We start from the raw sequence: 26,574 nt of genomic DNA, 5'->3' as shown, positions 1-26,574 counted from the left end.
GACAGCAGCCCAACACTGGATGACAGCCCCGCCCGGCGGGGCGGATTGGCTCAAGGAGACCGCCATGCACGTGCTCTACGGCATCAAGACCTGTGATACCTGCCGCAAGGCACGCCGCGCCCTCGACGACCGGGGCGTGCCCTATCGCTGGCATGACCTGCGCGAGGATGGCCTCTCCGCCAGCCTGCTGGAATCCTGGCTGGAGCAGACCGCCTGGAGCAATCTGCTCAACAAGCGCAGCACCAGCTGGCGCGGCCTGAGCGATGAACAACGTGACAGCATCGACGCCAACAGCTCGCGAAGCCTGATGCTGGAGCACCCGACACTGATCAAGCGCCCTATCCTCGAACGCCATCCGGCCGAGGACGAGGTGGATCTGGTGATCGGCTATGACAAAGCGGTCTACGAGCCGCAAGACTGAGTTACCCCTTACACCACTGGACACCCCGGAGATTGATACAATGTTGAGCCTTGCCCTCGGAATCGGCACCCAGAACACCACCGGCGACTGGCTGGAAGTCTACTATCCTGCCCCGCTGTTCAAGCCGACCGCTGCCGTTGCTGACGCCGCTCGCAAGGCACTGGACGCACCGGCTGGCACCACCGCCACCAGCTTCCTGCCGGAACACTGCGCCGCCCTGGCCAGCGCCCTGCGCGACGCCGGTGACAGCGCCCAGGCCGAACTGGCCGAGAGCCTGGCCGCCAGCCAGCGCCCGCTGGTCGCCATGTTCCTCGAGGAAGACGCCGCCCCGCAGAGCGTGCCGGAGGTCTACCTCAAGCTGCACCTGCTGTCTCACCGCATGGTGCGTCCGCACGGCATCGATCTGACCGGCATGTTCGGTCTGCTCAAGAATGTCGCCTGGACCAGCGAAGGCGCCATCGACATCGAGGAGCTGCCGGCGCGTCGCCTCAAGGCCCGCCTGGAAGGTCGCACCCTGTCCGTGGACTGCGTCGACAAGTTCCCGAAGATGACCGACTACGTGGTGCCGACCGGCATTCGTATCGCCGATACCGCGCGTGTGCGTCTGGGCGCCTACCTGGGCGAAGGCACCACCGTGATGCACGAAGGCTTCTGCAACTTCAATGCCGGCACCGAAGGCCCGGGCATGATCGAAGGCCGCATCTCCGCGGGCGTCTTCGTCGGCAAGGGCTCTGATCTGGGCGGCGGTTGCTCCACCATGGGCACCCTGTCCGGTGGCGGCAACATCGTCATCAAGGTCGGTGAAGGCTGCCTGATCGGCGCCAATGCCGGTATCGGCATCCCGCTGGGCGATCGCTGCACCGTGGAAGCTGGCCTCTACATCACCGCCGGCACCAAGGTCATGGTCTTCGACAACGAAGGCCAGGAAGTCGAGACGGTCGCGGCCCGTGAGCTGGCGAGCCAGGACGACCTGCTGCTGCGTCGCAACTCCGTCACCGGCCGTGTCGAGTGCCGCACCAACAAGAGCGCCATCGCGCTCAATGATGCCCTGCACGCCCACAACTGAGGCGCGTGACGATGGCCTGTCAGAGACTGCATCTCTGGCAGGCCATCGTGGCATTTCCCGGCCCGGGCAGCAGTGTCCGGGCCGGCGTGAAGACACTTCGTCTCTCCCCCCGAATTTCGCGCTGTCGCTCCTCGCGATGACGCCTGCAGCGATGGCCCATGATGACTGATTCAAACGCACCGCTTCCGCCACGCCCCGCCGATCTGTCTCCGACGCTGGAGCTGGCCTTCGATCTCATCTCACGCCCCTCGGTCACGCCGGACGACCTGGACTGCCAGACCCTGATGATCGAACGCCTCGAGGCGCTGGGCTTCACCATCACGCGGCTGCCCTTCGGCGATGTCGACAACTTCTGGGCGGTGCGCGGCCATCATGGTCCGGTGCTGGCCTTCGCCGGCCACACCGATGTCGTGCCGACGGGCCCGGAAGCCAACTGGCAGTATCCGCCGTTCTCGCCGTGCATCGATGATGCCGGCTTCCTGTGTGGCCGTGGCGCCGCCGACATGAAGGGTTCGCTGGCCGCGATGCTGACCGCCACCGAGCGCTTCGTGACCGCCAACCCGGACCACGAAGGCCGCATCGCCTTCTTGATCACCTCCGATGAGGAAGGTCCGGCGGTTCACGGCACCCGCGCGGTGGTCGAGTATCTGCGCGAGCATCACGAGCGCCTCGACTACTGCATCGTCGGCGAACCGTCCTCCACCGACTATGCCGGTGACGTGATCAAGAATGGCCGTCGCGGCTCGCTGGGTGCGATCATGCACGTCAAGGGTGTTCAAGGCCATGTGGCCTATCCGCACCTGGCGCGTAACCCGATCCACGAAGCCGCCCCGGCGCTGGCCGCCCTGGCCGCCGAGCATTGGGACAACGGCAACGACTTCTTCCCGGCGACCAGCTTCCAGATCTCCAACATCCGTGGCGGTACCGGCGCGACCAACGTCATCCCCGGCGAGCTGGAAGTGGTCTTCAACTTCCGCTATTCCACCGAGCTGACCGCCGATGACCTCAAGCGTCGCACCTATGAGATCCTCGAGAAGCACGGTCTGGACGTCGAGATCGAGTGGAACCTGAGTGGCGAGCCCTTCCTGACGCCGGAAGGCGCACTGGTCGATGCCGCCGTGCACGGCGTGGAACGCGCACTGGGGCGCAAGCCGGTGCTGTCCACCTCCGGCGGCACCTCCGATGGTCGCTTCATCGCCACGCTCGGCACTCAGGTCGTCGAGCTGGGGCCGGTCAACGCGACCATCCACAAGATCGATGAACGCGTCATGGCCAGCGATCTGGACCGACTCTCCAGCGCCTACGAGCACATTCTGGAATACCTGTTTGTCCCCGCGACCCAAGAGACCACGGCATGAGCGACACCCCGCACAATGACGCCGATGAGCAGTACCCGGACATCGAGATCTACCTCAAGCCCTTGAGCCTGGAAGCACTGGGTGCCTGGCTGGGCGAGCAGTTCGGTCAGGTCGTCGTCTTCCAGCCGGCCGGCAAGCTGCAGCACCGTACGCGCCTCACGCGTGATGGCGCCGAAATCGCGGTGCTGGTGGTCGAGAAGGTCGCCGACGGCTTTGCCAGCCTGTGGTTCGACAGCGCCAGCACCCCCTGGGCGCGCGATGTCGACTGCGCACGCGCAGCCGCCCGGGCCCTGCAGGTCGAGACGCGCTGCTCGCTGGGCAGCTGGCAGCCCGGTGATGAGCCGGACCGCTTCTTCCGCGTCATGGCCGACGGCAGCGAAGAGGCCTTCACCTGGCCGGACAAGGGCTGAGTGACCCGCCTCTTCTGGTGAGACAGACCATGAAACGACAACGCCCCGCAGGCTAGCCTGCGGGGCGTTGTCGTCTTTCGCTGAGCGAGTCAGCGATCAGGTGATGACCGTCACGTCATCCGCCTGCAGGCCACGCTCATTGCTGATGACGTGGTAACGCACTTTCTGACCTTCGGCCAAGGTACGGTGGCCCTTGCCACGAATGGCACGGAAGTGAACGAAGACATCTTCACCGCTTTCACGGGTCACGAAACCGTAGCCCTTGTTGACGTTGAACCACTTGACCTCGCCGATCTCACGATCGTCGTCCTCGACTTCAGCCAGTACTGCAGAGCGCGGAGACAGCACCGGAATGGCAAGCGTCGCGATCAACAGCAGGATGAACACGGCCGCGACGGCAGCCGCGTACGCCAGCTCGAAGCCCTCGACGCTAAGCGCCTGGCTCAGGGTGTCGGCCAGCTGGCCGCCGGTCAGGGTGATGAAGACAGCAATCAGCAACGGTGCCGGCAGTGCCAGCAGCAGGCTGATGATGAAACAACGGAAGAACGTCTTGGAACTCATCAAGATAAACTCTCTAGGTAATGGGTGGAGGTGTAACGCGAGGGCAGAAATGAGTGCTTCGGATGATCCCTATCAGAATGTTCTGCCCTTGATCGCAATGGACAGCACCTGACCGCACGACAGGGTTACAGCAGCTATCGTCAGTCGGGAAACTGCCTGAATGCAGCGCCTCACGGCGGTGCCCGTCACCGTCACTGATACACGCGAAGATGCCGGTGCATCGCTCTGGTGACGTCGTGGCTCGTGATGCAGGTAACTCCACATCAGTCGATGGAACCGGCCCTGTCAATGACGCGCGAAGCGCAGGCAATCGAAGGCCGTCAATGGGTGCGATATACGAAAAATAAGTCAATCGCACTGTCAACAGTCTATCACGCCTCTTCCTGATGCGTCTGAGGCAACTCAGTGACAATCCTTCAACACTTTGCGGTAATTCGACAACGATCCAGGCAACGACCGCAGCGATGATTCGGCGTGCCATCGCTCAGAAATCGTGGCAGGAGTCATGGCATGAGTCGTCATCCAACCGCGGCCGCCTCACCCTCCTCCCCCACTGCCCACGCGGACCATTCCCTTACCCTCTGGAGCCCAGATGCATGACAACCTCGACTGATCCCAGCCTGGAAGCCCGACTGGAAGCACTGGAATCGCGCCTTGCGCATCAGGATGACTGGCTCGAGACCCTCGATCGCACCGTCATCACCCAGCAGCGTCAGATAGAGACACTCGAGCGCCTCACCGCGCTGATGGCCAGCCAGCTACGCACCCTGCGCGAGCAGCAAGGCGATGCAGATTCGACAGCACCTTTCAGTGCACAACCACACGACGAGCTGCCACCCCATTACTGAGCCGCCAGCGGCACTCAGCTCTCCCAGCCAAGTCCTGTCAGGGCCTTGAACGCAAACCGGCCCCGCAGCGAGGCTGCGGGGCCGGTCGGGCAGTGCTGAATCAGACTTTCTCGAATCAGACAGTGTTGCTACAGACAGGGTGATCTCAGGCGATGAGACCGTCCAGATAACGCTCGGCATCCAGCGCCGCCATGCAGCCGGTACCGGCAGAGGTGATCGCCTGACGGTAGACGTGGTCCATCACATCGCCACAGGCATAGACGCCGGGGATGCTGGTCTGGGTGGCATTGCCTTCCAGACCGGACTGGACCTTGAGATAGCCGCCCTGCATGTCGAGCTGGCCTTCGAACAGGCTGGTATTCGGACGGTGACCGATGGCGATGAACACGCCCATCGAGCTCAATTCCTTGGTGGCGCCGCTCTCGACATGACGCAGACGCACGCCGGTGACACCGGAGTTGTCGCCCAGCACTTCGTCGAGAGTGTGGTGCCATTCGACCGCCATGTTGCCGTTCTCGACCTTGTCGAACAGCTTGTCCTGCAGGATCTTCTCGGCGCGCAGGCTGTCGCGGCGATGCACCAGCGTGACCTTGGAGGCAATGTTGGACAGGTACAGCGCTTCCTCGACAGCGGTGTTGCCGCCACCGACCACCACGACTTCCTGATTGCGATAGAAGAAGCCGTCGCAGGTCGCACAGGCCGAAACGCCCTGGCCCATGAACTGCTGCTCACTCGGCAGGCCCAGATACTGCGCGCTGGCGCCGGTGGCGATGATCAGGGCATCACAGCTGTAGCTGCCGTTGTCACCCTTGAGCAGGAACGGACGCTCGCCGAGGGTCACTTCGTTGATGTGATCGAACAGGACTTCGGTCTCGAAGCGCTCGGCGTGACGACGCATGCGCTCCATCAGCTCCGGTCCCTGCACGCCAGCATCGTCGCCGGGCCAGTTGTCGACGTCGGTGGTGGTGGTCAGCTGACCACCCATCTGCATGCCGGTGATCAGGAGCGGCTTGAGATTGGCACGTGCAGCGTAGACGGCAGCGGTGTAACCCGCCGGGCCGGAACCGAGAATGATCAGACGTTCGTGACGGACATTGCTCATGGATGACCTCAGTGACAGATGAAGGCGGAGGATTTCACCAGCAGCAATGGCGGCTGCTGGCGATCAATGTACTGAACGATACCGACAGCGCTGCAGACGGCGCATGCGATCGACATGGTTCAGGACACGGCGTGATGATCCGGGCCGGCTGGCGCCCATGCAGGCTTCCCGCTGGAAGCACTTGTACTCGCTGTACTCGCTGGCTCGCCGGGCTGGCTGAGGCGAACAAGGACTGCGCAGAGTAGCGCAGACGCCGCCAGCTTTCAGCACCGGACTCAGACCGGCATCGCAGAAGCTTATGCACAAGCACGCCCCCGCAGGATGGCATTGCCCAGATGCGCGGAAGCCGCCGCCAGGGGCGACGGCTTCCGGTTCGCCTACCTCTCGAGACACTCATTACCGAAGGTTCGAAAGGCAGTCGCGGGATCAGTCAGCGCGGACGCGTGAGCTGATCTCGTCCAGGCAGCGACTTACAGGCTGCTGGAGTGGCCTGCCAGGTACTTGGCAACACCTTCAGCGGTGTCCTTCATACCTTCCTGACCTTCTTCCCAGCCTGCCGGGCAGACTTCGCCGTTGGTCTGGTGGAACTGCAGGGCCTTGACCATGCGGACCATCTCGTCGACGTTACGGCCCAGCGGCAGGTTATTGACGACCTGGTGCTGAACGACACCGTCTTCGTCGATCAGGAATGAAGCGCGCAGAGCGACGCCAGCTTCCGGATGCTCGATGCCGTATGCCTGGGTGACTTCGTGCTTGACGTCAGCCACGATCGGGAAGCCGACTTCACCGATGCCGCCAGCGTCCGGAGAGGTCTTGCGCCATGCGTGGTGAGTGAACTGGGAATCGATGGACACACCGATGACTTCGACGCCGAGTTCCTTGAACTTCGCCAGACGGTTGTCGTGGGCGATGATTTCAGACGGGCAAACGAAGGTGAAGTCCAGCGGCCAGAAGAACAGCACGCGCAGCTTGCCGTTGGAATCAGACAGCTTGTAGTTGTCGACGATGGTACCGTCGCCCAGCACTGCTGCGGCTTCGAAATCCGGGGCCTGACGTCCGACCAATACGCTCATGGTGATCTCCTGAGGAATAATGATGATAAAGGCAGCGGGCCGCCTTTGTGATGAATCGCCACACAGACTAATCGCCACGTGTGGCAGATGCCAAATGTTTGCTGCAATCACCACCATAGAGATTGCCTATGGCAGCGCGATGACGCCAACAGCGGGTGTCGGGATCATAAGTGACCTTGACTGCAGAATACAGCATCTGCCGCGCCCTGCCCCTGCAAGCCTGTCACTTTGCGTCACTGACGCCTGCCGGCGCCGGTTCCAGCGTGCCGCGCAGGTGAGATGCCGTCACAGCACGTCGTCATCCTGGCCGATATCCAGCCCTTCGAACTCACCGCTGACCGGGTCGACCTGCTGGCGCACCTGGATCGGTTGACAGCAACGCTCGCAGTCGATGATGTTGGTCAGACTGCCCTCGTCCAGATCCAGGAACACCGTGAAGGGCGTGTCGCAGTAGGGGCAGTTGATTTCCGCCTCATGCAGCGCCTCATTGACCGCTCCCGCCTGCTTGTCTTCCAGCAACTCATGGCCCGGCCATTCATCGGACTGCCCCGAGGAATGCTCCGCCAGCCACTGCTCGACCGCCGCATCCAGGACCTCATCATCTTCCGGCAGCTCGCCGGATTCGCTCGGCCTGCGCCCTTGTTCGTTCATGACAGCCTCCGTTGTGCCTGATGGTGAACGCGACGGACGTTGCGAGTGGCACCGTCTGGGGTGCCATCGTCTTGGATCCCCCTGTCCCGGATACCCCGTCCCGGATACTTTAGGGGCCGCATTCACGCCGCGCGAGAGTCGTGGCGGCAAACTCTATGGCAGCGAACGCGACGCAGGGTTCCTTGCTTCACACTATCCTCGATGATGGTGTGCGCTTGAATTCCTGTCACATGATGACCATAGCCTTATGTAGGCAACCATCCGCGACCTGGCAGTCGCTCTCGCGACGCGTCGCATCCGGCCGAGGCACCTGACGCGCCTGTTGAACGACACTTCAGCAGTCTGGCCGGTGAAGACAACGACAAGGAGGAGAATCATGGGTTCCCAGCGCTCTCAGTCACTGGATTCGCTTGACACCCTCTCCGAGCTGGAAGTCGGAGACAAGCGTTATCACTACTACTCGCTCAAGAAGGCGGCCGACACGCTTGGCGACCTGACGCGACTGCCCTTCACGCTCAAGGTGCTGCTGGAGAATCAGCTGCGCTTCGAGGACGGTGAAACCGCGACCAAGGAAGACATCAAGGCGCTGGCCGACTGGCAGAAGACCGCCTCCAGCACCCACGAGATCGGCTATCGTCCGGCGCGCGTGCTGATGCAGGACTTCACCGGCGTGCCCGGTGTGGTCGACCTGGCCTCCATGCGTGACGCCGTCAAGAAGCTCGGCGCCGACCCCGAGAAGGTCAATCCGCTGACCCCGGTGGACCTGGTCATCGACCACTCGGTGATGGTGGACCACTACGGCGATCCGAGCGCCTTCAAGGACAACGTGCGCATCGAGATGGAGCGTAACCGCGAACGTTACGAATTCCTGCGCTGGGGCCAGCAGGCCTTCGACAACTTCTCCGTCGTCCCGCCGGGCACCGGTATCTGCCACCAGGTGAACCTGGAATATCTCGGTCGCGCCGTCTTCACCCGCGAGGAAGATGGCAAGACCTTCGCCTACCCCGACACCCTGGTCGGCACCGACTCCCACACCACCATGATCAATGGCCTCGGCGTGCTGGGCTGGGGTGTCGGCGGTATCGAGGCGGAAGCTGCGATGCTCGGCCAGCCGGTCTCGATGCTGATTCCGGAAGTGGTCGGCTTCAAGCTGACCGGCAAGCTCAACGAAGGCATCACCGCGACTGACCTGGTGCTGACCGTCACCCAGATGCTGAGAAGCCGTGGCGTGGTCGGCAAGTTCGTCGAGTTCTACGGTGATGGCCTGGATGACCTGCCGCTGGCCGACCGCGCGACCATCGCCAATATGGCGCCGGAGTATGGCGCTACCTGCGGTTTCTTCCCGCTGGATGACGAGACGCTCAACTACATGCGTCTGTCCGGTCGCTCCGATGAGCAGGTCGCGCTGGTCGAGGCCTATGCCAAGGAGCAGGGCCTGTGGCGCGAGCCGGGCCACGAGCCGGTCTTCTCCGATACGCTCGAGCTGGACATGACCGAGGTGGTCGCCTCCCTCGCCGGCCCCAAACGCCCGCAGGACCGCGTCGCCCTCACCGACATCAAGCAGACCTTCGAGAAGATCCTCGGCGATCAGCTGGGTGAAGTGCCGGACATCGAGGACGGCAAGTGGCTGTCCGAGGGTGGCCAGACCGCCGTCGATGTCGAGCAGAGCTACGACAAGCAGAGCGAGGTGAAGAACGGCGATTACAGCGAGCTGAATGGCGAGACCTTCCGCCTCGATCACGGTGATGTCGTCATCGCCGCCATCACCTCCTGTACCAACACCTCCAACCCCAGCGTGATGCTGGCGGCTGGCCTGGTGGCGCGCAAGGCACGCGAGAAAGGCCTGAGCAGCAAGCCGTGGGTCAAGACCTCACTGGCGCCGGGCTCCAAGGTCGTCACCGACTACCTGGCGACTGCCGGCGTGCAGGATGACCTCAACGAGCTGGGCTTCAACCTGGTCGGCTATGGCTGCACCACCTGTATCGGCAACTCCGGCCCGCTGCCGGAACCGGTCGAGGACGCCATCAACACGCGCGACCTGACGGTCGCCTCGGTACTGTCGGGCAACCGCAACTTCGAGGGTCGCGTGCATCCCAACGTGCGTACCAACTGGCTGGCGTCGCCGCCCCTGGTGGTCGCCTATGCCCTCGCCGGCACCGTGCGGGTCGATCTTTCCAAGGAGCCGCTGGGCAAGGACACCGACGGCAATGACGTCTTCCTCAAGGACATCTGGCCGAGTCAGGCCGAGATCGCCGAGGCCGTCGAGCAGGTGCGTACCGAGATGTATCGCAAGGAGTACGCCGAGGTCTTCGACGGTGACGAGACCTGGCAGGCCATCGATGTGCCGCAAGCCGAAGTGTATGAGTGGAAGGACTCCACCTACATCCAGCATCCGCCGTTCTTCGAAGGCATGCAGCGTGAGCCGGAAGCCGTTCAGGATGTCGAGAATGCCCGCGTGCTGGCGATGCTCGGCGACTCGGTGACCACCGACCACATCTCTCCGGCCGGTGCCATCAAACCGGACAGCCCGGCGGGTCGCTATCTCAAGGAGAACGGGGTCGAGGTCAAGGACTTCAACTCCTACGGCTCACGTCGCGGCAACCACGAAGTGATGATGCGCGGCACCTTCGCCAACGTGCGTATCCGCAACGAGATGCTCGATGGCGTCGAGGGCGGCGAGACCCGCCACGTGCCGTCCGGCGAGCAGATGGCCATCTACGATGCCGCCATGAAGTACGCCGAGGAAGGCACGCCACTGGTGGTCGTCGCCGGCAAGGAGTACGGCACTGGCTCCTCGCGTGACTGGGCCGCCAAGGGCACCCTGCTGCTGGGCGTGCGCGCGGTGATCGCCGAGTCCTACGAGCGTATCCACCGCTCCAACCTGATCGGCATGGGTGTGGTGCCGCTGCAGTTCCCACAAGGCGAGAGCCGCCAGTCACTGGGACTGACCGGTGATGAGGAGATCAGCATCAGCGGACTGAATGACCTGACGGCCGGTGGCAAGGTCCAGGTCACCTTCAAGAGCGACAAGGGTGAGCAGAAGATCGAGGCGCTGTGCCGCATCGATACCGACAACGAGCTGGAGTACTACCGCCACGGCGGCATCCTCCACTACGTGCTGCGCGGCATGCTGTAACCCGCCAGCCGCTCACCGCAGCGCTGACTGCAACACAAAAGCCCCCGCAGGCATGGCCTGCGGGGGCTTCTTCATTTACGCACTCTGTTTCATGCAACCTGTTTCATGCAATCTGCTTCATGCGCTCACTGACGGGTCAGACGCAGGCGCGATCAGAACGCCTTGCGACGGTAGGCGCGGTAACGCGGCTCCCAGAAGTTCTTCTCGATATTGGCCTGGATGATCTCGTCGCTGGAGGTCAGCGCCACGCCATCGGTCTGGGCCTGACGCGCCACGTCGAAGGCGATCTGACGGCTGATGTCCTGGATATCGCCCAGTGACGGCAGCAGCGCGCCCTCGCCCTTCAGGACGATGGGGGCGTTGTTGGCCAGCGCGTTGGCGGCGGCCATCAGCATGTTGTCGGTGATGCGCGAGGCGTTGGATGCCAGCACACCCAGACCGATACCCGGGAAGATGTAGGCGTTGTTGCACTGGGCGATCGCGTGGGTGTGGCCGTTGTGCTCGACCGGCGCGAACGGGCTGCCGGTGGCGACCAGCGCCTTGCCGTCGGTCCACTCGATGACTTCCGCCGGTGTCGCCTCGACGCGTGAGGTCGGGTTGGACAGCGGCATCACCAGCGGGCTCTCGCAGCCGGCCTGCACGGCACGGATCACGTCTTCGCTGAACAGGCCACGCTGGCCGGACACACCGATCAGCACGCTCGGCTTGGCAGCCTTGACCACATCCAGCAGACCGCGGTCACCGAAGTCGGCCACGCTGTCGACATCGTGGGCCAGACGGCTCTGGAAGTCGTAGAGGCCTTCCATGTCGCTGGTCAGCAGACCGAAGCGATCGACCATGAAGACGCGCTTGCGGGCCTCGGCTTCCTCCATGCCTTCCTTGACCATCGCCACCACGATCATCTCGGCGATACCGCAACCTGCGCTACCGGCACCCAGGAAGGTGACGCGCTGGTCGGAGAGCTTCTCGCCCTTGGCCTTGCAGGCCGCCATCAGGGTCGCGACCACGACGGAGGCGGTGCCCTGGATGTCGTCGTTGAAGCAGCAGACTTCATCGCGGTAACGCTCGAGCAGCGGCATGGCGTTGGCCTGCGCGAAGTCCTCGAACTGGATCATGGCCTTCGGCCAGCGACGCTTCACGGCAGTGATGAACTCGGCCACGAAGGCGTTGTAGTCATCACCGGTGACGCGCTCGTGACGCCAGCCCATGTAGCGCGGGTCGTCGAGCAGCTTCTGGTTGTTGGTGCCCAGATCCAGCGAGATCGGCAGGGTGTAGGCCGGGCTGATGCCGCCACAGGCGGTGTACAGCGACAGCTTGCCGATGGGGATGCCCATGCCGCCGATGCCCTGATCGCCCAGACCCAGGATACGCTCGCCATCGGTGACGACGATGACCTTGACGTTGTCCTTGGTCGCGGAGCGCAGAATGTCATCCATGTGCTCGCGGTCCGGGTAGGAGATGAACAGGCCGCGGTGGTTGCGGTAGATGTTGGAGAACTCCTCGCACGCCTGACCGACGGTCGGGGTGTAGATGATCGGCATCATCTCCTCGAGGTGTTCCTCGATCACGCGGAAGAACAGGGTCTCGTTGTCGTCCTGCACCGAGCGCAACAGGATGTGCTTGTCGAGGTCGGTGGCGCACTGCTGATACTGGCTGTAGACGCGCGCGACCTGCTCTTCGATGCTCTCGACATTCTGCGGCAGCAAGCCCATCAGATTGAAGCTGACACGCTCCTCGAGGCTGAAGGCGCTGCCCTTGTTGAGCAGCGGCATCTCGAGCAGGCTCGGGCCGGCGTAAGGAACGTACAGGGCGCGCTTGGAAGTATCCGTCATGGCGAGACTCTTGAATCAGTGGGGACGACCTCACGCTCGGCAAGCTTCTCGGCATGCCGGCAGACAAGCGCAGCATGCCCGCTGAAGCACCGCAGAAGACCTGCTGGCAACCGGGCGTCCGAGGGACCTTTCGACGTGCAGTTTCCACGTGCGAACAAGGCATGATGATAGCACGCGCAGTGCTATCTCCGGCAGCCTGTGCAAGGTCGGCGTGCGTTGCGCAGACAAGGGTACTGCATGACGAGAAACGCCCCGCTCATCCCCCTGACGGGGAAGGAGCGAGGCGTTCGCGGTCACGCGCGGGGAATGGCTCAGGCCAGATCGGCACGCGATGCCGGCTTGCGCGGCGCAAGGGCGAAGAAGGGACGCAGCTTCACGCCCAGCATGTTGCCGGCGAAGGCCATCACCAGCCACAGCCAGCCATGCAGGCTGCCGGAGGAGATGCCGCCGAAGTAGGCGCCGATGTTGCAGCCGAAGGCCAGGCGCGCGCCGTAACCCAACAGCAGGCCACCCAGCACGGCAGCCACCAGCGAGCGCAGCGGAATGTTCCACTTCGGCGCGAACTTGCCGGCCAGCAGCGCTGCCGCCAGCGCCCCCACCACGATGCCGATGTTCATCACCGTGGTGATGTCCGTGTAGAGCGGTGCCGCCAGTGCCTTGGCATTGCCCGCCGCCTGCCAGTAACCCCAGTCACTGACATCGAAGCCCAGCGTGGTGTAGACCTTGGTGCCCCACAGCGCGAAGGCCGAGGTGATGCCCCATGGACGCCCGGCCAGCGCCAGGGTGGCGAAGTTGAGCAGCGCCAGCGCCACGGCGCCCGCCAGCAGCGGCCAGGGGCCCCGCAGGAAACGTGACAGGCCGCGCGGCTGGCTGTCGGTCACGGCGGCCTTCTCGAGCTCACCGTGGCGACGCTTCTCCAGCGTGCGTGTCACCAGCACGATGATGGCGAACAGCGCCAGGCTGACGATGATGCCGCCCAGAGCACCGAAGCTGTCCACCAGCGAGACGGCGGGCAGCGACGGCAGGCTCTGCCACCAGCTGAAGTGCGCGGTGCCGATCACCGAGCCGACGCAGAAGAAGATCAGGGTGATCACCATGCGCGCATTGCCGCCGCCGACGGTGAACAGCGTGCCCGAGGCGCAACCGCCGCCCAGCTGCATGCCGAGACCGAACAGGAAGGCGCCGACCACGACGGAGGTGCCCAGCGGCGAGACGAAGCCGGAGACGTCCTGTCCCCACAGGCTGCCCGCTGCCAATACCGGGAAGAACAGCACCACGGCAATCGCCAGCATCAGCATCTGCGCGCGCAGGCCGCGGCCACGACGCTCGGTGATGAACACTCGCCAGGCGGAGGTGAAGCCGAAGGCCGCGTGATAGAGCACCACGCCCAGCGCGCCGCCGATCAGCAGCAGTAGGCCCTGGCGCCAGCCGGCGACCAGGCCCAGCAGCACTGAGGCAATGACCAGCAGCCCACCCGCCCAGACGGCGCGAGGGTTGATGGTGGTAGATGGCTGGGCAGGCTCACTGGCCTTGCCCGGCATCGCGTGTTGACTCATGTCGTACCCCCTTGTGTATTCAGCATGCTTGAAGCTTTTATGCGGCAAGCCTAACGCGTCGCTTTATAGCTGTGAATGAATTTCCAGCACGCTTTTCATTCCCCGCAGGTATATGCCTGACATCACGCCCCGGGTGCCATCAGCCCGACAGCCCCGATGACGTCACTCTCTGAAACGACGGTGCCAGTAACAGAAACCCCCGCCATCCGGGAAGATGACGGGGGCCGATCGAGCAGCGTGGACGGGCGACCTAGATGAAGTTGCCCAGGCCGACGGCGCGACGCAGACGCTCCATCATCGGTGCGGCCTCTTCGCGGGCCCGCTCGGCGCCACGCTTGAGGATCGCCTCGACATGCGCCGGGTCTTCCATCAGCTCGACGTAACGCTCGCGCGGCGCCTTGAGGTGATCATTCAGGTATTCGAACAGCTGGTTCTTGGCGTCGCCCCAGCCGATGCCAGCCGCGTACTGCTCGCGCATGGCAGCGACTTCCGCCTCGGTGGCGAAGGCCGAATAGATCTGGAACAGCGAACAGGTATCCGGGTCCTTCGGCTCGCCCGGTTCCAGCGAGTTGGTCTTGATCTTGCGCACGCTCTTGAGCAGCTGCTTCTCGGTGCCGAACAGCGGGATGGTGTTGTTGTAGCTCTTGGACATCTTGCGCCCGTCGAGGCCCAGCAGCAGCTGGGATTTCTCGTCGGTCACCGCCTCGGGCATGGTGAAGTAGTTGCCCTTGAAGAGGTGGTTGAAGCGCCCGGCCATGTCGCGCGCCATCTCGATATGCTGAATCTGGTCACGCCCCACCGGCACCTTGTGCGCATTGAACATCAGGATGTCCGCCGCCATCAGCACCGGATAGCTGAACAGGCCCATGCTGATGCCGCGATCGAGATCCTCGATGCCGCTCTCTTCATTCTCGGCCACGGCGCCCTTGTAGGCATGCGCACGGTTCATCAAGCCCTTGGCGCACACGCAGTTGAGCAGCCACATCAGCTCCGGGATTTCCGGCACGTCCGACTGGCGATAGAAGATGGCGTTGTCGGTGTCCAGGCCCAGTGCCAGCCAGGTGGCGGCGATCTCACGACGCGACTCCTGCACGCGCTTCGGGTCCTGACACTTGATCAGCGCGTGGAAGTCGGCGAGGAAGTAGAAGGACTGGACCGTCGGGTCCTGACTGGCTTCGATGGCAGGCTTGATGGCGCCGACATAGTTGCCGAGATGAGGGGTGCCGGTGGTCGTGATGCCGGTAAGAACGCGGGTCTTGGTCATGGATGCACTTCTTGGGCGTCTGGGTCGGGAGGTCGTGCCGCGGGGCTGCACTCGCTCACAATGGATCACGACAGGTCGCGGCAGCGCCCGCTCGAATCCCTCGAACGCAGCCACCATGACCTGTCGCTATATGTCCCACATCTTACCCTGAGGCGTGCAGCCTTCGTAAGGGCCGGCGCACCCGGCTCACTCCTTCGCCAGCGCCTCGGCGAGCGCAGTGACCGGCATGTCGAAGGCCTCGCCGACTTCCGGCAGGATCAATTGCCCCGCGTGCACATTGAGGCCCGCGGCAAAGTGGCTGTCCCGGCTCAGCACCTCGCGATAGCCGCCATTGGCGAGGCGCACGATATACGGCAGCGTCGCGCTGGTCAGTGCCTGGGTCGAGGTACGTGCCACCGCGCCGGGCATGTTGGCCACGCAGTAATGCACGATGCCATCCACCACGTAGGTCGGCTCGGCGTGGGTGGTCGCCTGACTGGTCTCGAAGCAGCCGCCCTGATCGATGGCGACATCCACCAGCACGGCGCCCGGCGTCATCTTGCGCAGATGCTCGCGGCGAATCAGCTTGGGGGCCGCCGCGCCGGGCACCAGCACGGCACCGATGATCAATGCCGATTGCCGCACCGCTTCCTCCAGCGCCTCGGAGGTCGAATAGACGGTACGAATCTGGCCCTGATAGCGATGATCCAGCGTCTCGAGGCGCGCCAGTGAAGTATCGAGAATCACCACCTCGGCGCCGAGCCCCAGCGCCATGCGTGCCGCGTTCTCCCCCACTACGCCACCACCGATCACCGTGACCCGTGCCGGCGGCACGCCGGGCACCCCGGGCAGCAGCACGCCCATGCCGCCCTGCGCCTTCTCCAGCGCATGCGCGCCGGCCTGGATCGCCATGCGGCCGGCAACGCGACTCATGGGCGCCAACAGCGGCAGGCCTCCGTCGGCATCCGTGATGGTCTCGTAGGCGATGGCCGTCACGCCGCTCTCCAGCAGGCTCTCGGTCAGCTCACGAGCGGCGGCCAGATGCAGATAGGTGAACAGGGTCTGGCCGCTAGTGAGCCGCGCGACCTCGGCCGGCTGCGGCTCCTTGACCTTGAGAATCAGCTCGGCGTCGCGAAAGACCCGCTCGACGTCTGACTCGAGACGCGCGCCCACGCCCTGATATTCGGCATCGGGGTAGCCACTGCCCTCCCCGGCGCCAGACTCGACGATCACCTCATGGCCCTGGGCGATCAGCTCACGCACACCGGCAGGTGTGAGGGCGACGCGATACTCGTGGTTCTTGATTTCCTTCGGCACGGCAATCTGCATGGTGAACTCCTTGCACTGCTGGCGGAATACACTGACGTCATCACGACGCCTGCTACAAGCACAGCAGACTCGTCAGCGTCTCGCCAATCAGATACCAGCAAGATTCACCAAAACACGCCAATGATGCAGTGGAATGCGAGGAATCATCGCTGACTGGCAGTTTCCTCACTCACCAGCGCCGCCGAATAGCATTCACGATAGGCGCCGGGCATGCGCCGGGCCCGTCCACTCGAGAGCTCGATGCAGACAAAGCGCGTGCGCGCCTCCAGCAGCGTCTGGCCATCCGAGCACCGGCGCAACTGGAAGCGACGCGTCAGACTCAGGCGACCATCGCAATCCACCAGCCAGGTCGCCAGCATCAGTGAATCGCCAAGTCGCGCACTGGCCAGATAGTCGATCTCGTGACGGTGGACCGCCATGCCGCGGTCCTGCGCCCGGTAGTGCGCCAGGCCAAGCCCCAACGCTTCGGAGTGTGCCCAGCTGATGCCCTCCAGCCAGCGCACATACTCGGCATTGTTGACGTGACCATAACCATCCAGCGCCTTCTTCTTCACGCTGATCGGCAACAGGAACGGGCGTGGCAGTGCCCAGCCGGGGGAATCTTGCGTCAACGGCGGCGCGTCGCTCGCCTTCGGGGTGCCTTTGCTCATGCCACGAACTCCGGGTCCTCATCGCGCGGACGCGCCTGTGGTGCGGGCTGCTGCGGCGCGCTTGCCCCACACGCCCAGCACTCGCTGAAGCTGCCCTCGAGATGTTCGCCACAGGCACACTGCCAATCCGGCAGGGCCGGCGCGGCCTCGATGCTCGCCAGCAGGCGGCGGGCATGCGCAAGGTCATGCTCTGCCACCCACAGCTGGGGCTCGCAGTCGAGCACGGGTAACTCACCCGCGGCCGAGCCGAGCAGGCGATTGCGCAGCTCACAGGGGATGCCCTCGCTTTCCAGCAGGTTGCGCCAGTGATCGAGCAGCACGAGATTGTGATGAGATGTCAGTCGTCTATACATGCCGTCAGACTATCAGAGTCCATGAGCCATGGACGATTAGCCAAAAGCGGGCTGCAGTCGATAGACAGGCCATAGCCGTTACCCAAGCCACAGACGACTCACATTCCAAAGACGACAACGCCGCCCCGAAGGGCGGCGTTGTCGTCGATGCCGGATGGCACAGCCATCAGTCCTGGTAGCCGTCAGGCGTCATCAGTCGCGATAGACGCGCACACCGAGGGCCTTGAGGTAGGACGTCTCGGGGATGGACGGGTGCACCGGGTGGTCGCTGGCCTGATGGCCCTGGAAGATGACCTGACCGTGGCGGTCCTGGTGACGCACGGCGCCACGCACCACATCCATCAGGCGCTCCGGCGCCAGATGCATGGAGCAGGAGCCGGACATCAGCAGGCCGTCACGGCCCAGCAGGCGCATGGCTTCACGGTTGAGGCGTGCATAGGCGCGCTCGCCGTTGGTGATGTCCTTGCGCTTGCGGATGAAGGCGGGCGGATCCGCGATGATGACGTCGAACTGCTCGCCTTCCGCACGCAGGGCCGAGAGGGCCTCGAAGACATCCGATTCCGCGATGGAGACGCGGTCCTCGACACCGTTGAGCACGGCGTTGCCCGAGACGCGCTCGAGTGCCGCGACGGAAGCATCGACACACAGCACTTCGCTGGCGCCATGCGCCGCCGCCTGCACGCCCCAGCCACCGACGTAGCTGAACAGGTCCAGCACGCGCTTGCCTTCGACCTGACGGTTCAACCAGGCACGGTTGGTGCGGTGGTCGTAGAACCAGCCGGTCTTCTGGCCGTCGAGCACCGGCGCCGTGAACTGGACGCCGTTCTCTTCCAGCAGCACGCTTTCCGGCAGCTCGCCGTAGACGACTTCGACGTTGCGCTCGAGCTGTTCCTGGCGGCGACCGCTGGAATCGTTCTTGAAGACGATGGCTGTCGGCTTGACGACCTTGAGCAGCGCATCGACGATCACTTCCGCCAGACGCTCCATGCCGAAGGTGTTGAGCTGACAGACCAGCACGTCGCCGAAGCGATCGACGATCAGGCCCGGCAGCAGATCGCCTTCGCCGTGGACCAGACGATAGAACGGCTTGTCATAGAGGCTCTCGCGCAGCGACAGCGCCTGGTTGAAGCGGTGCACCAGCAGCGAGCGATCCAGACGCTGTTCCGGGTTGCGCGACACGATGCGCGCGCAGATCAGCGAGTTCGGGTTGACGTAGGCAACACCCATCGCACGACCATTGCTGGCCTCGATGATGGCCTGGGCGCCCGGCTCGAAGTTCTTGAGCGGCGTCGCGACGGTATCGACTTCATTGGAGTACAGCCACAGATGGCCGGCCTTGAGGCGGCGATCAGCATTCTTCTTCAGGCGCAGACGTTCAGTCACGGGAAATATCCAGAAAGCAGAGGAAGGGACAGGACGACGACAGGACGCGCCCGAACGGGCCTATTCTAGTCGTCATGGCGGCCCCGGTCACGGAGCCCCCCGGTCAAGCAGTGGTCTGATGCGGCTCGCCGCTAGCGCTGACAATACGGGCAGAAGCAGCTGGCGCGCTGGCCCAGCACCAGACTCATGATCTCGTGGCCGCATTCGCGGCATGGCTCGCCACCCCGCCCGTAGACGTTGAGGCTTTGCGCGAAGTAGCCCGGCTTGCCATCTCCGCCGACGAAGTCACGCAGCGTGGTACCGCCCTGGGCGATCGCCGCGGCCAGCACGCTGCTGGCGGCGTTGGCGAGGCGCTCGCACTCCTCGCGCGTCACTTCACCGGCTGGACGGCGCGGGTCGACACCCGCCATGAACAGCGCCTCGCTGGCGTAGATATTGCCCACGCCCACCACATTGGCGTTATCCATCAGAAACGGCTTGATCGCCACGCGGCGCTTGCGGGAGCGCGCAAAGAGGTGCTCGCCATTGAAGGCATCGGACAACGGCTCCGGCCCGAGTCGCGCCAGGCGCGTATCGGCATGCGGGTCACCGCGCACGAAGTCGACGAAGCCGAAGCGACGTGGATCGTGATAGCGCAGCACATGGCCGTTGCCGAGCACGACATCGACATGATCATGCGTGCGTGGCGGCGTGCCGATGGGCACCAGTCTTAGGCTACCGGACATGCCCAGGTGCCAGAGCAGATGGCCATCGGCAATCGGCAACAGCAGGTACTTGGCGCGACGCGCAAGCGTGCCGAAACGCTGACCCACCAGCCATTCGGCGAGCTCGCCGGGCACGGGGGTGCGCAGAAGCGGCTGACGCACGATCACCTCGGTGACCTCCTGGCCCTCGACCAGCGGCGCGATACCGCGACGGGTCGTCTCGACTTCCGGTAATTCGGGCATGTTCTCTCCTCGACTGACCGCCAGACGCACAACAGGGTGACGACAGAAGCCGCCACCCTGTTGCAGGATGCCCAGAACAGCGACATCCAGATACTCGAAAACCCGGTCAGGACCGGGTTTTCGAGGGTTCCGACAGCACGCTGGCGGGAGACAAGATCACTTGATCTTGGCTTCCTTGTACATCACGTGCTTGCGAACGACCGGATCGTACTTCTTGAATTCAAGCTTGTCCGGAGTGTTACGCTTGTTCTTGTCGGTGGTGTAGAAGTGGCCAGTACCGGCACTTGACACCAACTTGATCTTGTCACGCATTTTCAGTTTCCTTCCACAGTCGCATTCACCGAACGATTGAGAGCACTGCCCTCGGCTCGGTTGCCATTGCTACAGGGGCTGTCTTCTAGTGTTTAGAAGCGCTCGCCACGTGCAGTGAGGTCCTTGAGGACTTCGTCGATACCCTTCTTGTCGATGATGCGCATGCCCTTGGTAGAGACGCGCAGCTTGACGAAGCGCTGCTGGGATTCAACCCAGAAACGGTGGGTGTGCAGGTTCGGCAGGAACCGGCGACGAGTCTTGCGCTGGGAGTGAGAAACATTATTACCAGTCACCGGGCGCTTGCCGGTAACCTGACATACTTTGGACATTGGAGCCTCCAACCGCTGCGTTGGCTAAGTTGTTCAAAACCTGTCGGGCAAACCGGAAGTGGCAGGCGCCGCCTCATGCCCTGATTTCAAAGTGTTTACGTCCGTTCCGGAAGACAAGCTTTCGGGTGCTGGAACGTGCAGGCGCAGCATTTTACCCGAAAAGGAACGTGAAAGCACGTCCTATACGGATTTTTTTCGCCAGCACGCCCATGCCCGACGTGTCACATCGGTACAGACGCTTCTCAGCCAAACGCTTCACTCAGCCAATGTCGGCCAGAGTGGTCGCGAATTCTGTGGTGGGTGATACGGGAGGCGCAACATTACCACAACCAGTGCCCTGGTTTGCAATCCCTGCGCATTTCTCACGCCAGCGGCGACCGCATCTGGCGGGGGCTGTACCGTCATCGTGCACTCAGCGCCTCAGCCTCCTCGACGCCCCCAACTACAGCCAGCCACGCTCGGCAAACGAGACCACCTCGCCGTCTCCGACCACGAAGTGATCCAGCACGCGAATATCGAAAAGCCCCAGCGCCTCTTCCAGCCGCTGCGTGATGCGTCGGTCGGCCTCACTGGGCTCCGCGACGCCGGAGGGATGGTTGTGGGCAAGAATCAGGGCGCCGGCATTGAGCGCCAGCGCCCGCTTGACCACCTCGCGCGGGTAGACGGCGGCGGCATCCAGCGTGCCGGTGAAGAGTGTCTCGAAGCGGATGACGCGATGCTGGCTGTCGAGAAACAGCGCGGCGAACACTTCATGCGGCAGGTCGCGCAGATGCGAGGACAGATAGCGCCGCACCAGCAGGGGCGACGTCAGGGCGGCCCCGCGCATCAGCAGGCTCTCCAGATGGCGACGCGACAGCTCAAGCGAAGCCTGCAGCTGCACGTACTTGGCGTCACCCAGTCCGCGCGCCGCGCAGAAGTCCTGCTGGGTCGCCTCCAGCAGCGGCCTGAGACCGCCGAAGGTGTTCAGCAGGTCGCGCGCCAGATCCACCGCCGAGCGTCCTTTTATGCCTACGCGCAGAAAGATGGCCAGCAGCTCGGCATCTGACAAGGCCCCTGCCCCTGACGACAACAGCTTCTCGCGCGGACGCTCCCCGACCGGCCACTCTCGAATCCCCATGCACTCTTCTCCCATCGCCTGTCGCCCCGAATGGCTGACAGTCCAAAGCATGAGAAGCGTGGTCAGATGCCGCCTCTTTCGCCATTGTCAGCATCAACGCTTGTCGCCCCGAGGGGCTGCGTCTGGCCCCTGCATGCCACTCGAGAGGAGCCCCCGCCCCATGAAGCGAGCGCTCGCAGGGACCATGGCGACACTCGGCGTCGCGGGCCAGCGGCGCTACGCAAGGTTGCATCACGGTGATATGGTAGAGGGCAAACGCGCGAGCGTAGCAATCGACGCATCAGGGACGCAGGACACACCATGCATTCACTCGCCGGACGGCGCATTCTGCTGGGCATCAGTGGCGGCATCGCGGCCTACAAGGCCGCTCTGATCACCCGCCTGTTGAAAAAGGCGGGCTGTGAAGTGCGCATCGCCATGACCGAAGGGGCTCAAGCCTTCATTACACCGCTGACCCTACAGGCGTTGTCGGGCAATCCAGTGCACACCTCCCTGCTGGACCCCGAGGCCGAGGCCGGCATGGGGCATATCGAGCTGGCACGCTGGGCGGAGGTCATCCTGATCGCGCCTGCCACCGCCGATCTGATGGCCCGCCTGGTGCATGGGCATGCCGATGATCTGCTCACCACCCTGTGCCTGGCCAACAGTGCGCGCTGGGTGATGGCCCCAGCGATGAATCAGGCCATGTGGGCGCACCCCGCCACCCAGCGCAATGCCCGACAGCTCACCGCCGATGGCTGGACGCTGCTCGGCCCGGCCAGCGGCGAACAGGCCTGTGGCGACGTGGGCGCGGGCCGCATGCTGGAGCCGGAAGAGATCGTCGCGGCGCTGAGCGACCTCATGAGCCAGAGCGACCTCATGAGCCAGAGCGACCCCGGCCGCCAGAGCAATGAGATGTCATTGCCGGCTGCAGGGCTGACGGTGACCATCACCGCCGGCCCGACCCGTGAGCCGCTGGACCCGGTGCGCTACCTGAGCAATCACAGCTCCGGCAAGATGGGCTATGCGCTGGCCGCCGAGGCCGCGGCGCTGGGCGCCAGCGTGCGCCTGATCAGTGGCCCGGTGGCGCTGGCGACCCCGACTGGCGTCGAGCGCATCGATGTCGAATCCGCGCTGGACATGCAGGCCGCCGCCGAGGCGGCCGCCTACGAGAGCGACCTCTTCATCGGCTGCGCGGCAGTCGCCGACTTCCGCCCGGCCACGGTCGCCGACCACAAGCTCAAGAAGCAGTCTGGCGAGGAGCAGATGCAGGTCACGCTGATCCGCAATCCGGATATCATCGCCGGTATCGCCGCCCAGACGCAGGCACGCCGCGCCGCCGGTCAGCGGGCACCACTGGTGATCGGCTTCGCCGCCGAGACCCGCGATGTGCTCCGCTATGCACGCGACAAGCTCGCGCGTAAACAGCTCGACATGATCGTCGCCAATGATGTAAGCACGCCGGGCCTTGGCTTCGGCAGCGACAGCAATGCCGCCACCCTGCTGTGGCAGCCGCTCGATCAGAACACGAACACGCAACACGAACAGGCCATCGCGGCCTGTCCCAAGACGGAACTGGCGCGCGCGATTCTGAAGCGCGCCCTGGCACTCCATCAGCACAGGGTCAACCTCGACCCTGCCATCCAGACCGTTACACCGACTGTCACCGACGATCAGGAAGCACCTTAGATGACCCGCCCCCGGCTCGAACTCAAGATTCTCGACGAGCGCGTTCGCGATTACCCGCTGCCGCATCACGCCACTCCCGGCAGCGCCGGCATGGACCTGCGCGCACTGCTCGACGCGCCGCTGACCCTGGCACCGGGCGCCTGTGAGCTGGTGCGCACCGGGCTGGCGATCCACATCGCCGACCCCGCACTGGCCGGCATGATCCTGCCGCGCTCCGGTCTGGGGCACAAACACGGCATCGTGCTGGGCAATCTGGTCGGCCTGATCGACTCCGACTACCAGGGCGAACTGATGATCTCGGTCTGGAACCGCGGCGAGAGCGAATTCGTGCTGGAACCCGGCGAGCGTCTGGCACAGTACGTGCTAGTGCCAGTGGTACAGGCGGAGCTGGTGGAAGTCTCTGAATTCGAGGCCAGCCAGCGCGGCGAAGGCGGCTTCGGCCACTCCGGTCGCCACTGATTGACCCGTCATGCCAGAGGGCAGCCGAGCGGCAGGCTCGCGCCGGCTGCCGGGCTTCCGGCTAAAAGGGAGCCATGCAGGTTTCCACACTGATCGTCATGCAGCGATAGCGTTCGAGACGCATGACGCCTCAAGCGACTTCACGATTGATTCAACCGACAGGGATGCACCATGAGTCAGGTACCCGCTTCAATTTTCCGCGCCTACGATATCCGTGGCATCGTGGATGAGATCCTCACCGAAGACGGCGTGCGCGCCATCGGCCAATCCATCGGCAGCGAAGCCGCGGCACGCGGTGAATCCACCGTCGTGGTCGCGCGTGACGGCCGTCTCTCCGGCCCGCGCCTGTCCAAGGCGCTGATCGCAGGCCTGCGCGATGCCGGCCGTGATGTCGTCGACATCGGCATGGTGCCGACGCCGGTGCTCTACTACGCCACCAATATCCTGGAAGGCACCCGCTCCGGCGTGATGCTGACCGGCAGCCACAACCCGGCCAACTACAACGGTCTGAAGATCGTGCTGGCCGGCGAGACCCTGTCCGGTGACACCATCACCGATCTCTATCGTCGCCTGCAGGAAGGCGATCTGGCGCAAGGCGAAGGCAGCCTGCGTGAAGAGGACGTGCGTGAGCGCTATCTGGAGCAGATCACCGGTGATGTGGTCGTCAAGCGTCCGCTCAAGGCCGTGGTCGATTGCGGCAACGGCGTGGCCGGCGAGCTGGGCCCGGAGCTGATCCGTCGCCTGGGCGTCGACACCGTGCCGCTGTTCGACGAGATCGACGGCAACTTCCCGAACCACCACCCGGATCCGGGCAAGCCGGAAAACCTGCAGGACCTGATCAAGACCATGCAGGAAACCGGCGCGGACATCGGTCTGGCCTTCGATGGTGACGGCGACCGCCTCGGCGTCGTTACGCCCAAGGGCGAGATCCTCTACCCGGACCGCCTGATGATGGCGCTGTCGGAAGACCTGATCGAACGCGTGCCGGGCGCGCGCATCATCTTCGACGTCAAGTGCACCGGCAACCTGGCGACCGTGATCGAGAAGGCCGGCGGCACGCCGGAAATGTGGCGCACCGGCCACTCGCTGATCAAGGCACGCATGAAGGAAACCGGCGCGGCACTGGCCGGCGAGATGAGCGGCCACATCTTCTTCAAGGAGCGCTGGTTCGGCTTCGATGACGGCATCTACGGCGCCGCGCGCCTACTGGAAATCCTCGCCAAGCAGGATGTCGATGCCGACACCTTCTTCGCCCGTTTCCCGCAGGACCTCGGCACCCCCGAGATCAATGTGGAAGTGACCGACGAGAACAAGTTCGCTATCGTCGAGCGACTGGTCAGTGAAGGCGACTTCGGCAGCGACGGCGTCAAGACCACGCTGGACGGCATTCGTGTCGACTACGCCGATGGCTGGGGCCTGTGCCGTGCCTCCAACACCACGCCGATGCTGGTGCTGCGCTTCGAAGGCAAGTCGGAAGCCGCACTGGAGCGTATCAAGGACAGCTTCCGCGCCGCGCTGAAGCAGGCCGAGCCGAGCATCCAGGCACCGTTCTGATCCCGCACTCGCTCGCCATCGACAGGATGGCATGAGCCGCAACGGGGGCGGCGGTCTGCCGCTTGATCGCCGCCCTCGCCTTGCCAGGCACTGCAGCTGCTCATCCGGGCGCATCAGGTGCCTGAAGCAACCGATTTGCATGACAGCGCGCACCGCGCGCGCTGAAAGACCGTTTCGAGTGACAGTGTCCGGACTCTCTTTCCGGACCATTTTCTGTGGAGTGATACGCTGATGAGCCACGCCAACCGCGACCCGCATCAGGTGGTCGAGGTCCTGTCCGAAGCCCTGCCCTATATCCAGCAGTTCTCGGGCAAGACCGTGGTGGTCAAGTACGGCGGCAACGCCATGACCGAAGAAGCCTTGATCGACTCCTTCGCTCGCGACATGGTGTTGATGAAGGAAGTCGGCATCAATCCGGTGGTCGTGCATGGCGGCGGCCCGCAGATTGGCGCGCTGCTCGAGAAGCTGAACATCGAATCGCGCTTCGTCGATGGCATGCGCGTCACGGATTCCGAGACCATGGACGTGGTCGAGATGGTGCTGGGCGGCCTGGTCAACAAGGGCATCGTCAACCTGATCAACCAGAGTGGCGGCAAGGCCATCGGCCTGACCGGCAAGGACAGCGGCCAGATTCGCGCCCGCCAGCTCAAGGTCAGCGGCCAGACGCCGGGCATGAATGCCTCTGAAATCATCGACATTGGTCATGTCGGTGAAGTCGAGCATGTCTCCACGGACCTGATCGAACTGCTGACACGCAACGATTTCATTCCCGTCATCGCCCCCATCGGGGTCGATGCCGAGGGTCGCAGCTACAATATCAATGCCGACCTGGTCGCCGGCAAGGTCGCCGAGGCACTGGGCGCGGAGAAATTGATGCTGCTGACCAACGTGGCTGGCCTGATGAACGCACAAGGCGAAGTCATGACCGGTCTGACCACCGAGGCGGTGGATGGCCTGATCGAGGATGGCACCATCTACGGTGGCATGCTGCCCAAGATCAGCTGTGCATTGGACGCCGTGAAGCAAGGCGTGCGCAGTGCTCACATCATCGATGGCCGCGTGCCACATGCGACCCTGCTGGAAATCTTCACCAATGCCGGGGTCGGCACGTTGATCAGCAACGCGGAAGCGGACACTGACAAGGCGTAAGGTGACAAGCCGGGGCTCGGCCCCGGTGTTTCGCGCGAGGCAAGCGACATGCCTCAGGACACGGACC

Annotated in this window: 25 protein-coding genes; 10 read left to right on the top strand and 15 right to left on the bottom strand. The window is 64.0% G+C overall.

The features are described from left to right. Window positions 1–19: 19 nt before the first annotated feature. The 4 genes from R2R70_RS13900 (at window position 20) to R2R70_RS13885 (ending at window position 3,255) form a co-directional block, all read left to right on the top strand. Window positions 20–421: an arsenate reductase gene (locus tag R2R70_RS13900; RefSeq protein WP_410978316.1), complete on the top strand. Its 402-nt coding sequence runs from the start codon at window positions 20–22 to the stop codon at window positions 419–421. A 40-nt stretch (window positions 422–461) separates the two neighbouring features. Continuing rightward, entirely contained in the window at window positions 462–1,487 is a 1,026-nt protein-coding gene (gene dapD / locus R2R70_RS13895; RefSeq protein WP_131432783.1) for a 2,3,4,5-tetrahydropyridine-2,6-dicarboxylate N-succinyltransferase, read from the top strand. A gap of 158 nt (window positions 1,488–1,645) precedes the next feature. Continuing rightward, on the top strand, window positions 1,646–2,845 hold the full coding sequence (dapE, locus tag R2R70_RS13890) for a succinyl-diaminopimelate desuccinylase (protein WP_410978315.1): 1,200 nt from the start codon (window positions 1,646–1,648) through the stop codon (window positions 2,843–2,845). Then, window positions 2,842–3,255: a hypothetical protein gene (locus R2R70_RS13885; protein ID WP_043333036.1), complete on the top strand. Its 414-nt coding sequence runs from the start codon at window positions 2,842–2,844 to the stop codon at window positions 3,253–3,255. Before dapE ends, R2R70_RS13885 begins: the two co-directional genes overlap by 4 nt. A gap of 96 nt (window positions 3,256–3,351) precedes the next feature. On the opposite strand, the gene R2R70_RS13880 is transcribed toward R2R70_RS13885, so the two are convergent. Further along, window positions 3,352–3,816, bottom strand: coding sequence for a cold-shock protein (locus R2R70_RS13880; protein ID WP_043333039.1), 465 nt, complete (start codon window positions 3,814–3,816; stop codon window positions 3,352–3,354). A gap of 596 nt (window positions 3,817–4,412) precedes the next feature. On the opposite strand from R2R70_RS13880, the gene R2R70_RS13875 reads away from it, so the two are divergent. Further along, window positions 4,413–4,664, top strand: a complete 252-nt coding sequence (locus R2R70_RS13875; RefSeq protein WP_279835865.1) for a SlyX family protein — start codon at window positions 4,413–4,415, stop codon at window positions 4,662–4,664. Between the two features lie 145 nt (window positions 4,665–4,809). On the opposite strand, the gene trxB is transcribed toward R2R70_RS13875, so the two are convergent. From trxB to R2R70_RS13860, 3 genes are all read right to left on the bottom strand, one after another. Further along, complete coding sequence (gene trxB / locus R2R70_RS13870; protein WP_043333042.1) at window positions 4,810–5,766, bottom strand: thioredoxin-disulfide reductase; 957 nt, start codon at window positions 5,764–5,766, stop codon at window positions 4,810–4,812. 470 nt (window positions 5,767–6,236) lie between these two features. Next, entirely contained in the window at window positions 6,237–6,839 is a 603-nt protein-coding gene (locus R2R70_RS13865; protein WP_043333044.1) for a peroxiredoxin, read from the bottom strand. A 285-nt stretch (window positions 6,840–7,124) separates the two neighbouring features. After that, complete coding sequence (locus R2R70_RS13860) at window positions 7,125–7,490, bottom strand: CPXCG motif-containing cysteine-rich protein (RefSeq protein WP_410978314.1); 366 nt, start codon at window positions 7,488–7,490, stop codon at window positions 7,125–7,127. Between the two features lie 376 nt (window positions 7,491–7,866). On the opposite strand from R2R70_RS13860, the gene acnA reads away from it, so the two are divergent. Beyond that, entirely contained in the window at window positions 7,867–10,626 is a 2,760-nt protein-coding gene (acnA, locus tag R2R70_RS13855) for an aconitate hydratase AcnA (RefSeq protein ID WP_043333046.1), read from the top strand. Window positions 10,627–10,778: 152 nt separating this feature from the next. On the opposite strand, the gene R2R70_RS13850 is transcribed toward acnA, so the two are convergent. The 11 genes from R2R70_RS13850 to radC all read right to left on the bottom strand — a co-directional run bounded on the left by R2R70_RS13850 (window position 10,779) and on the right by radC (window position 21,677). Next, window positions 10,779–12,458 carry an NAD-dependent malic enzyme gene (locus tag R2R70_RS13850; RefSeq protein ID WP_279834596.1) on the bottom strand — a complete coding sequence of 560 codons (1,680 nt, stop codon included), beginning with the start codon at window positions 12,456–12,458 and terminating at the stop codon, window positions 10,779–10,781. Between the two features lie 311 nt (window positions 12,459–12,769). After that, entirely contained in the window at window positions 12,770–14,014 is a 1,245-nt protein-coding gene (locus R2R70_RS13845) for a YeeE/YedE family protein (protein WP_284893203.1), read from the bottom strand. Window positions 14,015–14,264: 250 nt separating this feature from the next. Then, entirely contained in the window at window positions 14,265–15,278 is a 1,014-nt protein-coding gene (locus R2R70_RS13840) for a tryptophan--tRNA ligase (protein ID WP_107335903.1), read from the bottom strand. Between the two features lie 186 nt (window positions 15,279–15,464). Beyond that, window positions 15,465–16,586 (bottom strand): alanine dehydrogenase, encoded by a 1,122-nt coding sequence (ald, locus tag R2R70_RS13835; RefSeq protein WP_216060562.1) that lies wholly within the window; start codon window positions 16,584–16,586, stop codon window positions 15,465–15,467. A gap of 143 nt (window positions 16,587–16,729) precedes the next feature. After that, window positions 16,730–17,236, bottom strand: a complete 507-nt coding sequence (locus R2R70_RS13830) for an acyl-CoA thioesterase (protein ID WP_410978313.1) — start codon at window positions 17,234–17,236, stop codon at window positions 16,730–16,732. Beyond that, on the bottom strand, window positions 17,233–17,589 hold the full coding sequence (locus R2R70_RS13825; protein ID WP_279839739.1) for a DUF2007 domain-containing protein: 357 nt from the start codon (window positions 17,587–17,589) through the stop codon (window positions 17,233–17,235). The genes R2R70_RS13830 and R2R70_RS13825 overlap by 4 nt, the downstream gene beginning before the upstream one ends. 192 nt (window positions 17,590–17,781) lie before the next feature. Then, entirely contained in the window at window positions 17,782–18,972 is a 1,191-nt protein-coding gene (locus R2R70_RS13820) for a class I SAM-dependent rRNA methyltransferase (RefSeq protein ID WP_410978312.1), read from the bottom strand. Window positions 18,973–19,103: 131 nt separating this feature from the next. After that, complete coding sequence (gene mutM, locus R2R70_RS13815) at window positions 19,104–19,919, bottom strand: bifunctional DNA-formamidopyrimidine glycosylase/DNA-(apurinic or apyrimidinic site) lyase (protein ID WP_410978311.1); 816 nt, start codon at window positions 19,917–19,919, stop codon at window positions 19,104–19,106. A 156-nt stretch (window positions 19,920–20,075) separates the two neighbouring features. Then, window positions 20,076–20,231: a 50S ribosomal protein L33 gene (rpmG, locus tag R2R70_RS13810; RefSeq protein ID WP_016417370.1), complete on the bottom strand. Its 156-nt coding sequence runs from the start codon at window positions 20,229–20,231 to the stop codon at window positions 20,076–20,078. Window positions 20,232–20,323: 92 nt separating this feature from the next. Then, a complete protein-coding gene (gene rpmB / locus R2R70_RS13805; RefSeq protein WP_043336270.1) occupies window positions 20,324–20,560 on the bottom strand; it encodes a 50S ribosomal protein L28 in 237 nt (78 codons plus the stop codon). A 442-nt stretch (window positions 20,561–21,002) separates the two neighbouring features. Further along, a complete protein-coding gene (gene radC, locus R2R70_RS13800; protein ID WP_043336272.1) occupies window positions 21,003–21,677 on the bottom strand; it encodes a RadC family protein in 675 nt (224 codons plus the stop codon). 300 nt (window positions 21,678–21,977) lie between these two features. On the opposite strand from radC, the gene coaBC reads away from it, so the two are divergent. The 4 genes from coaBC (at window position 21,978) to argB (ending at window position 26,507) form a co-directional block, all read left to right on the top strand. Further along, complete coding sequence (gene coaBC, locus R2R70_RS13795) at window positions 21,978–23,345, top strand: bifunctional phosphopantothenoylcysteine decarboxylase/phosphopantothenate--cysteine ligase CoaBC (RefSeq protein WP_410978310.1); 1,368 nt, start codon at window positions 21,978–21,980, stop codon at window positions 23,343–23,345. Continuing rightward, the gene (gene dut, locus R2R70_RS13790; RefSeq protein ID WP_043336274.1) at window positions 23,346–23,804 is read left to right on the top strand and encodes a dUTP diphosphatase; all 459 of its coding nucleotides are present in this window, start codon (window positions 23,346–23,348) and stop codon (window positions 23,802–23,804) included. A 171-nt stretch (window positions 23,805–23,975) separates the two neighbouring features. Then, window positions 23,976–25,358: a phosphomannomutase/phosphoglucomutase gene (locus R2R70_RS13785; RefSeq protein ID WP_410978309.1), complete on the top strand. Its 1,383-nt coding sequence runs from the start codon at window positions 23,976–23,978 to the stop codon at window positions 25,356–25,358. Between the two features lie 231 nt (window positions 25,359–25,589). Next, a complete protein-coding gene (gene argB / locus R2R70_RS13780) occupies window positions 25,590–26,507 on the top strand; it encodes an acetylglutamate kinase (protein WP_043336279.1) in 918 nt (305 codons plus the stop codon). Window positions 26,508–26,574: the final 67 nt, after the last annotated feature.

The organism is Cobetia sp. SIMBA_158 (genome assembly GCF_046566945.1).
Lineage (GTDB): Bacteria > Pseudomonadota > Gammaproteobacteria > Pseudomonadales > Halomonadaceae > Cobetia > Cobetia amphilecti.
This window is presented reverse-complemented; position numbering and strand designations above follow the sequence as displayed.

Bases quoted from the DNA above. Each gene is read 5' to 3' on its own strand.
- rpmB (WP_043336270.1), bottom strand. From the start codon at position 20,560: ATGTCCAAAGTATGTCAGGTTACCGGCAAGCGCCCGGTGACTGGTAAT.
- trxB (WP_043333042.1), bottom strand. From the start codon at position 5,766: ATGAGCAATGTCCGTCACGAACGTCTGATCATTCTCGGTTCCGGCCCG.
- argB (WP_043336279.1), top strand. From the start codon at position 25,590: ATGAGCCACGCCAACCGCGACCCGCATCAGGTGGTCGAGGTCCTGTCC.
- R2R70_RS13875 (WP_279835865.1), top strand. From the start codon at position 4,413: ATGACAACCTCGACTGATCCCAGCCTGGAAGCCCGACTGGAAGCACTG.
- dapE (WP_410978315.1), top strand. From the start codon at position 1,646: ATGATGACTGATTCAAACGCACCGCTTCCGCCACGCCCCGCCGATCTG.
- dapD (WP_131432783.1), top strand. From the start codon at position 462: ATGTTGAGCCTTGCCCTCGGAATCGGCACCCAGAACACCACCGGCGAC.
- radC (WP_043336272.1), bottom strand. From the start codon at position 21,677: ATGGGGATTCGAGAGTGGCCGGTCGGGGAGCGTCCGCGCGAGAAGCTG.
- R2R70_RS13850 (WP_279834596.1), bottom strand. From the start codon at position 12,458: ATGACGGATACTTCCAAGCGCGCCCTGTACGTTCCTTACGCCGGCCCG.
- R2R70_RS13785 (WP_410978309.1), top strand. From the start codon at position 23,976: ATGAGTCAGGTACCCGCTTCAATTTTCCGCGCCTACGATATCCGTGGC.
- ald (WP_216060562.1), bottom strand. From the start codon at position 16,586: ATGCAGATTGCCGTGCCGAAGGAAATCAAGAACCACGAGTATCGCGTC.
- R2R70_RS13845 (WP_284893203.1), bottom strand. From the start codon at position 14,014: ATGAGTCAACACGCGATGCCGGGCAAGGCCAGTGAGCCTGCCCAGCCA.
- R2R70_RS13860 (WP_410978314.1), bottom strand. From the start codon at position 7,490: ATGAACGAACAAGGGCGCAGGCCGAGCGAATCCGGCGAGCTGCCGGAA.
- R2R70_RS13830 (WP_410978313.1), bottom strand. From the start codon at position 17,236: ATGAGCAAAGGCACCCCGAAGGCGAGCGACGCGCCGCCGTTGACGCAA.
- R2R70_RS13840 (WP_107335903.1), bottom strand. From the start codon at position 15,278: ATGACCAAGACCCGCGTTCTTACCGGCATCACGACCACCGGCACCCCT.
- acnA (WP_043333046.1), top strand. From the start codon at position 7,867: ATGGGTTCCCAGCGCTCTCAGTCACTGGATTCGCTTGACACCCTCTCC.
- R2R70_RS13900 (WP_410978316.1), top strand. From the start codon at position 20: ATGACAGCCCCGCCCGGCGGGGCGGATTGGCTCAAGGAGACCGCCATG.
- R2R70_RS13865 (WP_043333044.1), bottom strand. From the start codon at position 6,839: ATGAGCGTATTGGTCGGACGTCAGGCCCCGGATTTCGAAGCCGCAGCA.
- mutM (WP_410978311.1), bottom strand. From the start codon at position 19,919: ATGCCCGAATTACCGGAAGTCGAGACGACCCGTCGCGGTATCGCGCCG.
- coaBC (WP_410978310.1), top strand. From the start codon at position 21,978: ATGCATTCACTCGCCGGACGGCGCATTCTGCTGGGCATCAGTGGCGGC.
- dut (WP_043336274.1), top strand. From the start codon at position 23,346: ATGACCCGCCCCCGGCTCGAACTCAAGATTCTCGACGAGCGCGTTCGC.
- R2R70_RS13885 (WP_043333036.1), top strand. From the start codon at position 2,842: ATGAGCGACACCCCGCACAATGACGCCGATGAGCAGTACCCGGACATC.
- rpmG (WP_016417370.1), bottom strand. From the start codon at position 20,231: ATGCGTGACAAGATCAAGTTGGTGTCAAGTGCCGGTACTGGCCACTTC.
- R2R70_RS13825 (WP_279839739.1), bottom strand. From the start codon at position 17,589: ATGTATAGACGACTGACATCTCATCACAATCTCGTGCTGCTCGATCAC.
- R2R70_RS13880 (WP_043333039.1), bottom strand. From the start codon at position 3,816: ATGAGTTCCAAGACGTTCTTCCGTTGTTTCATCATCAGCCTGCTGCTG.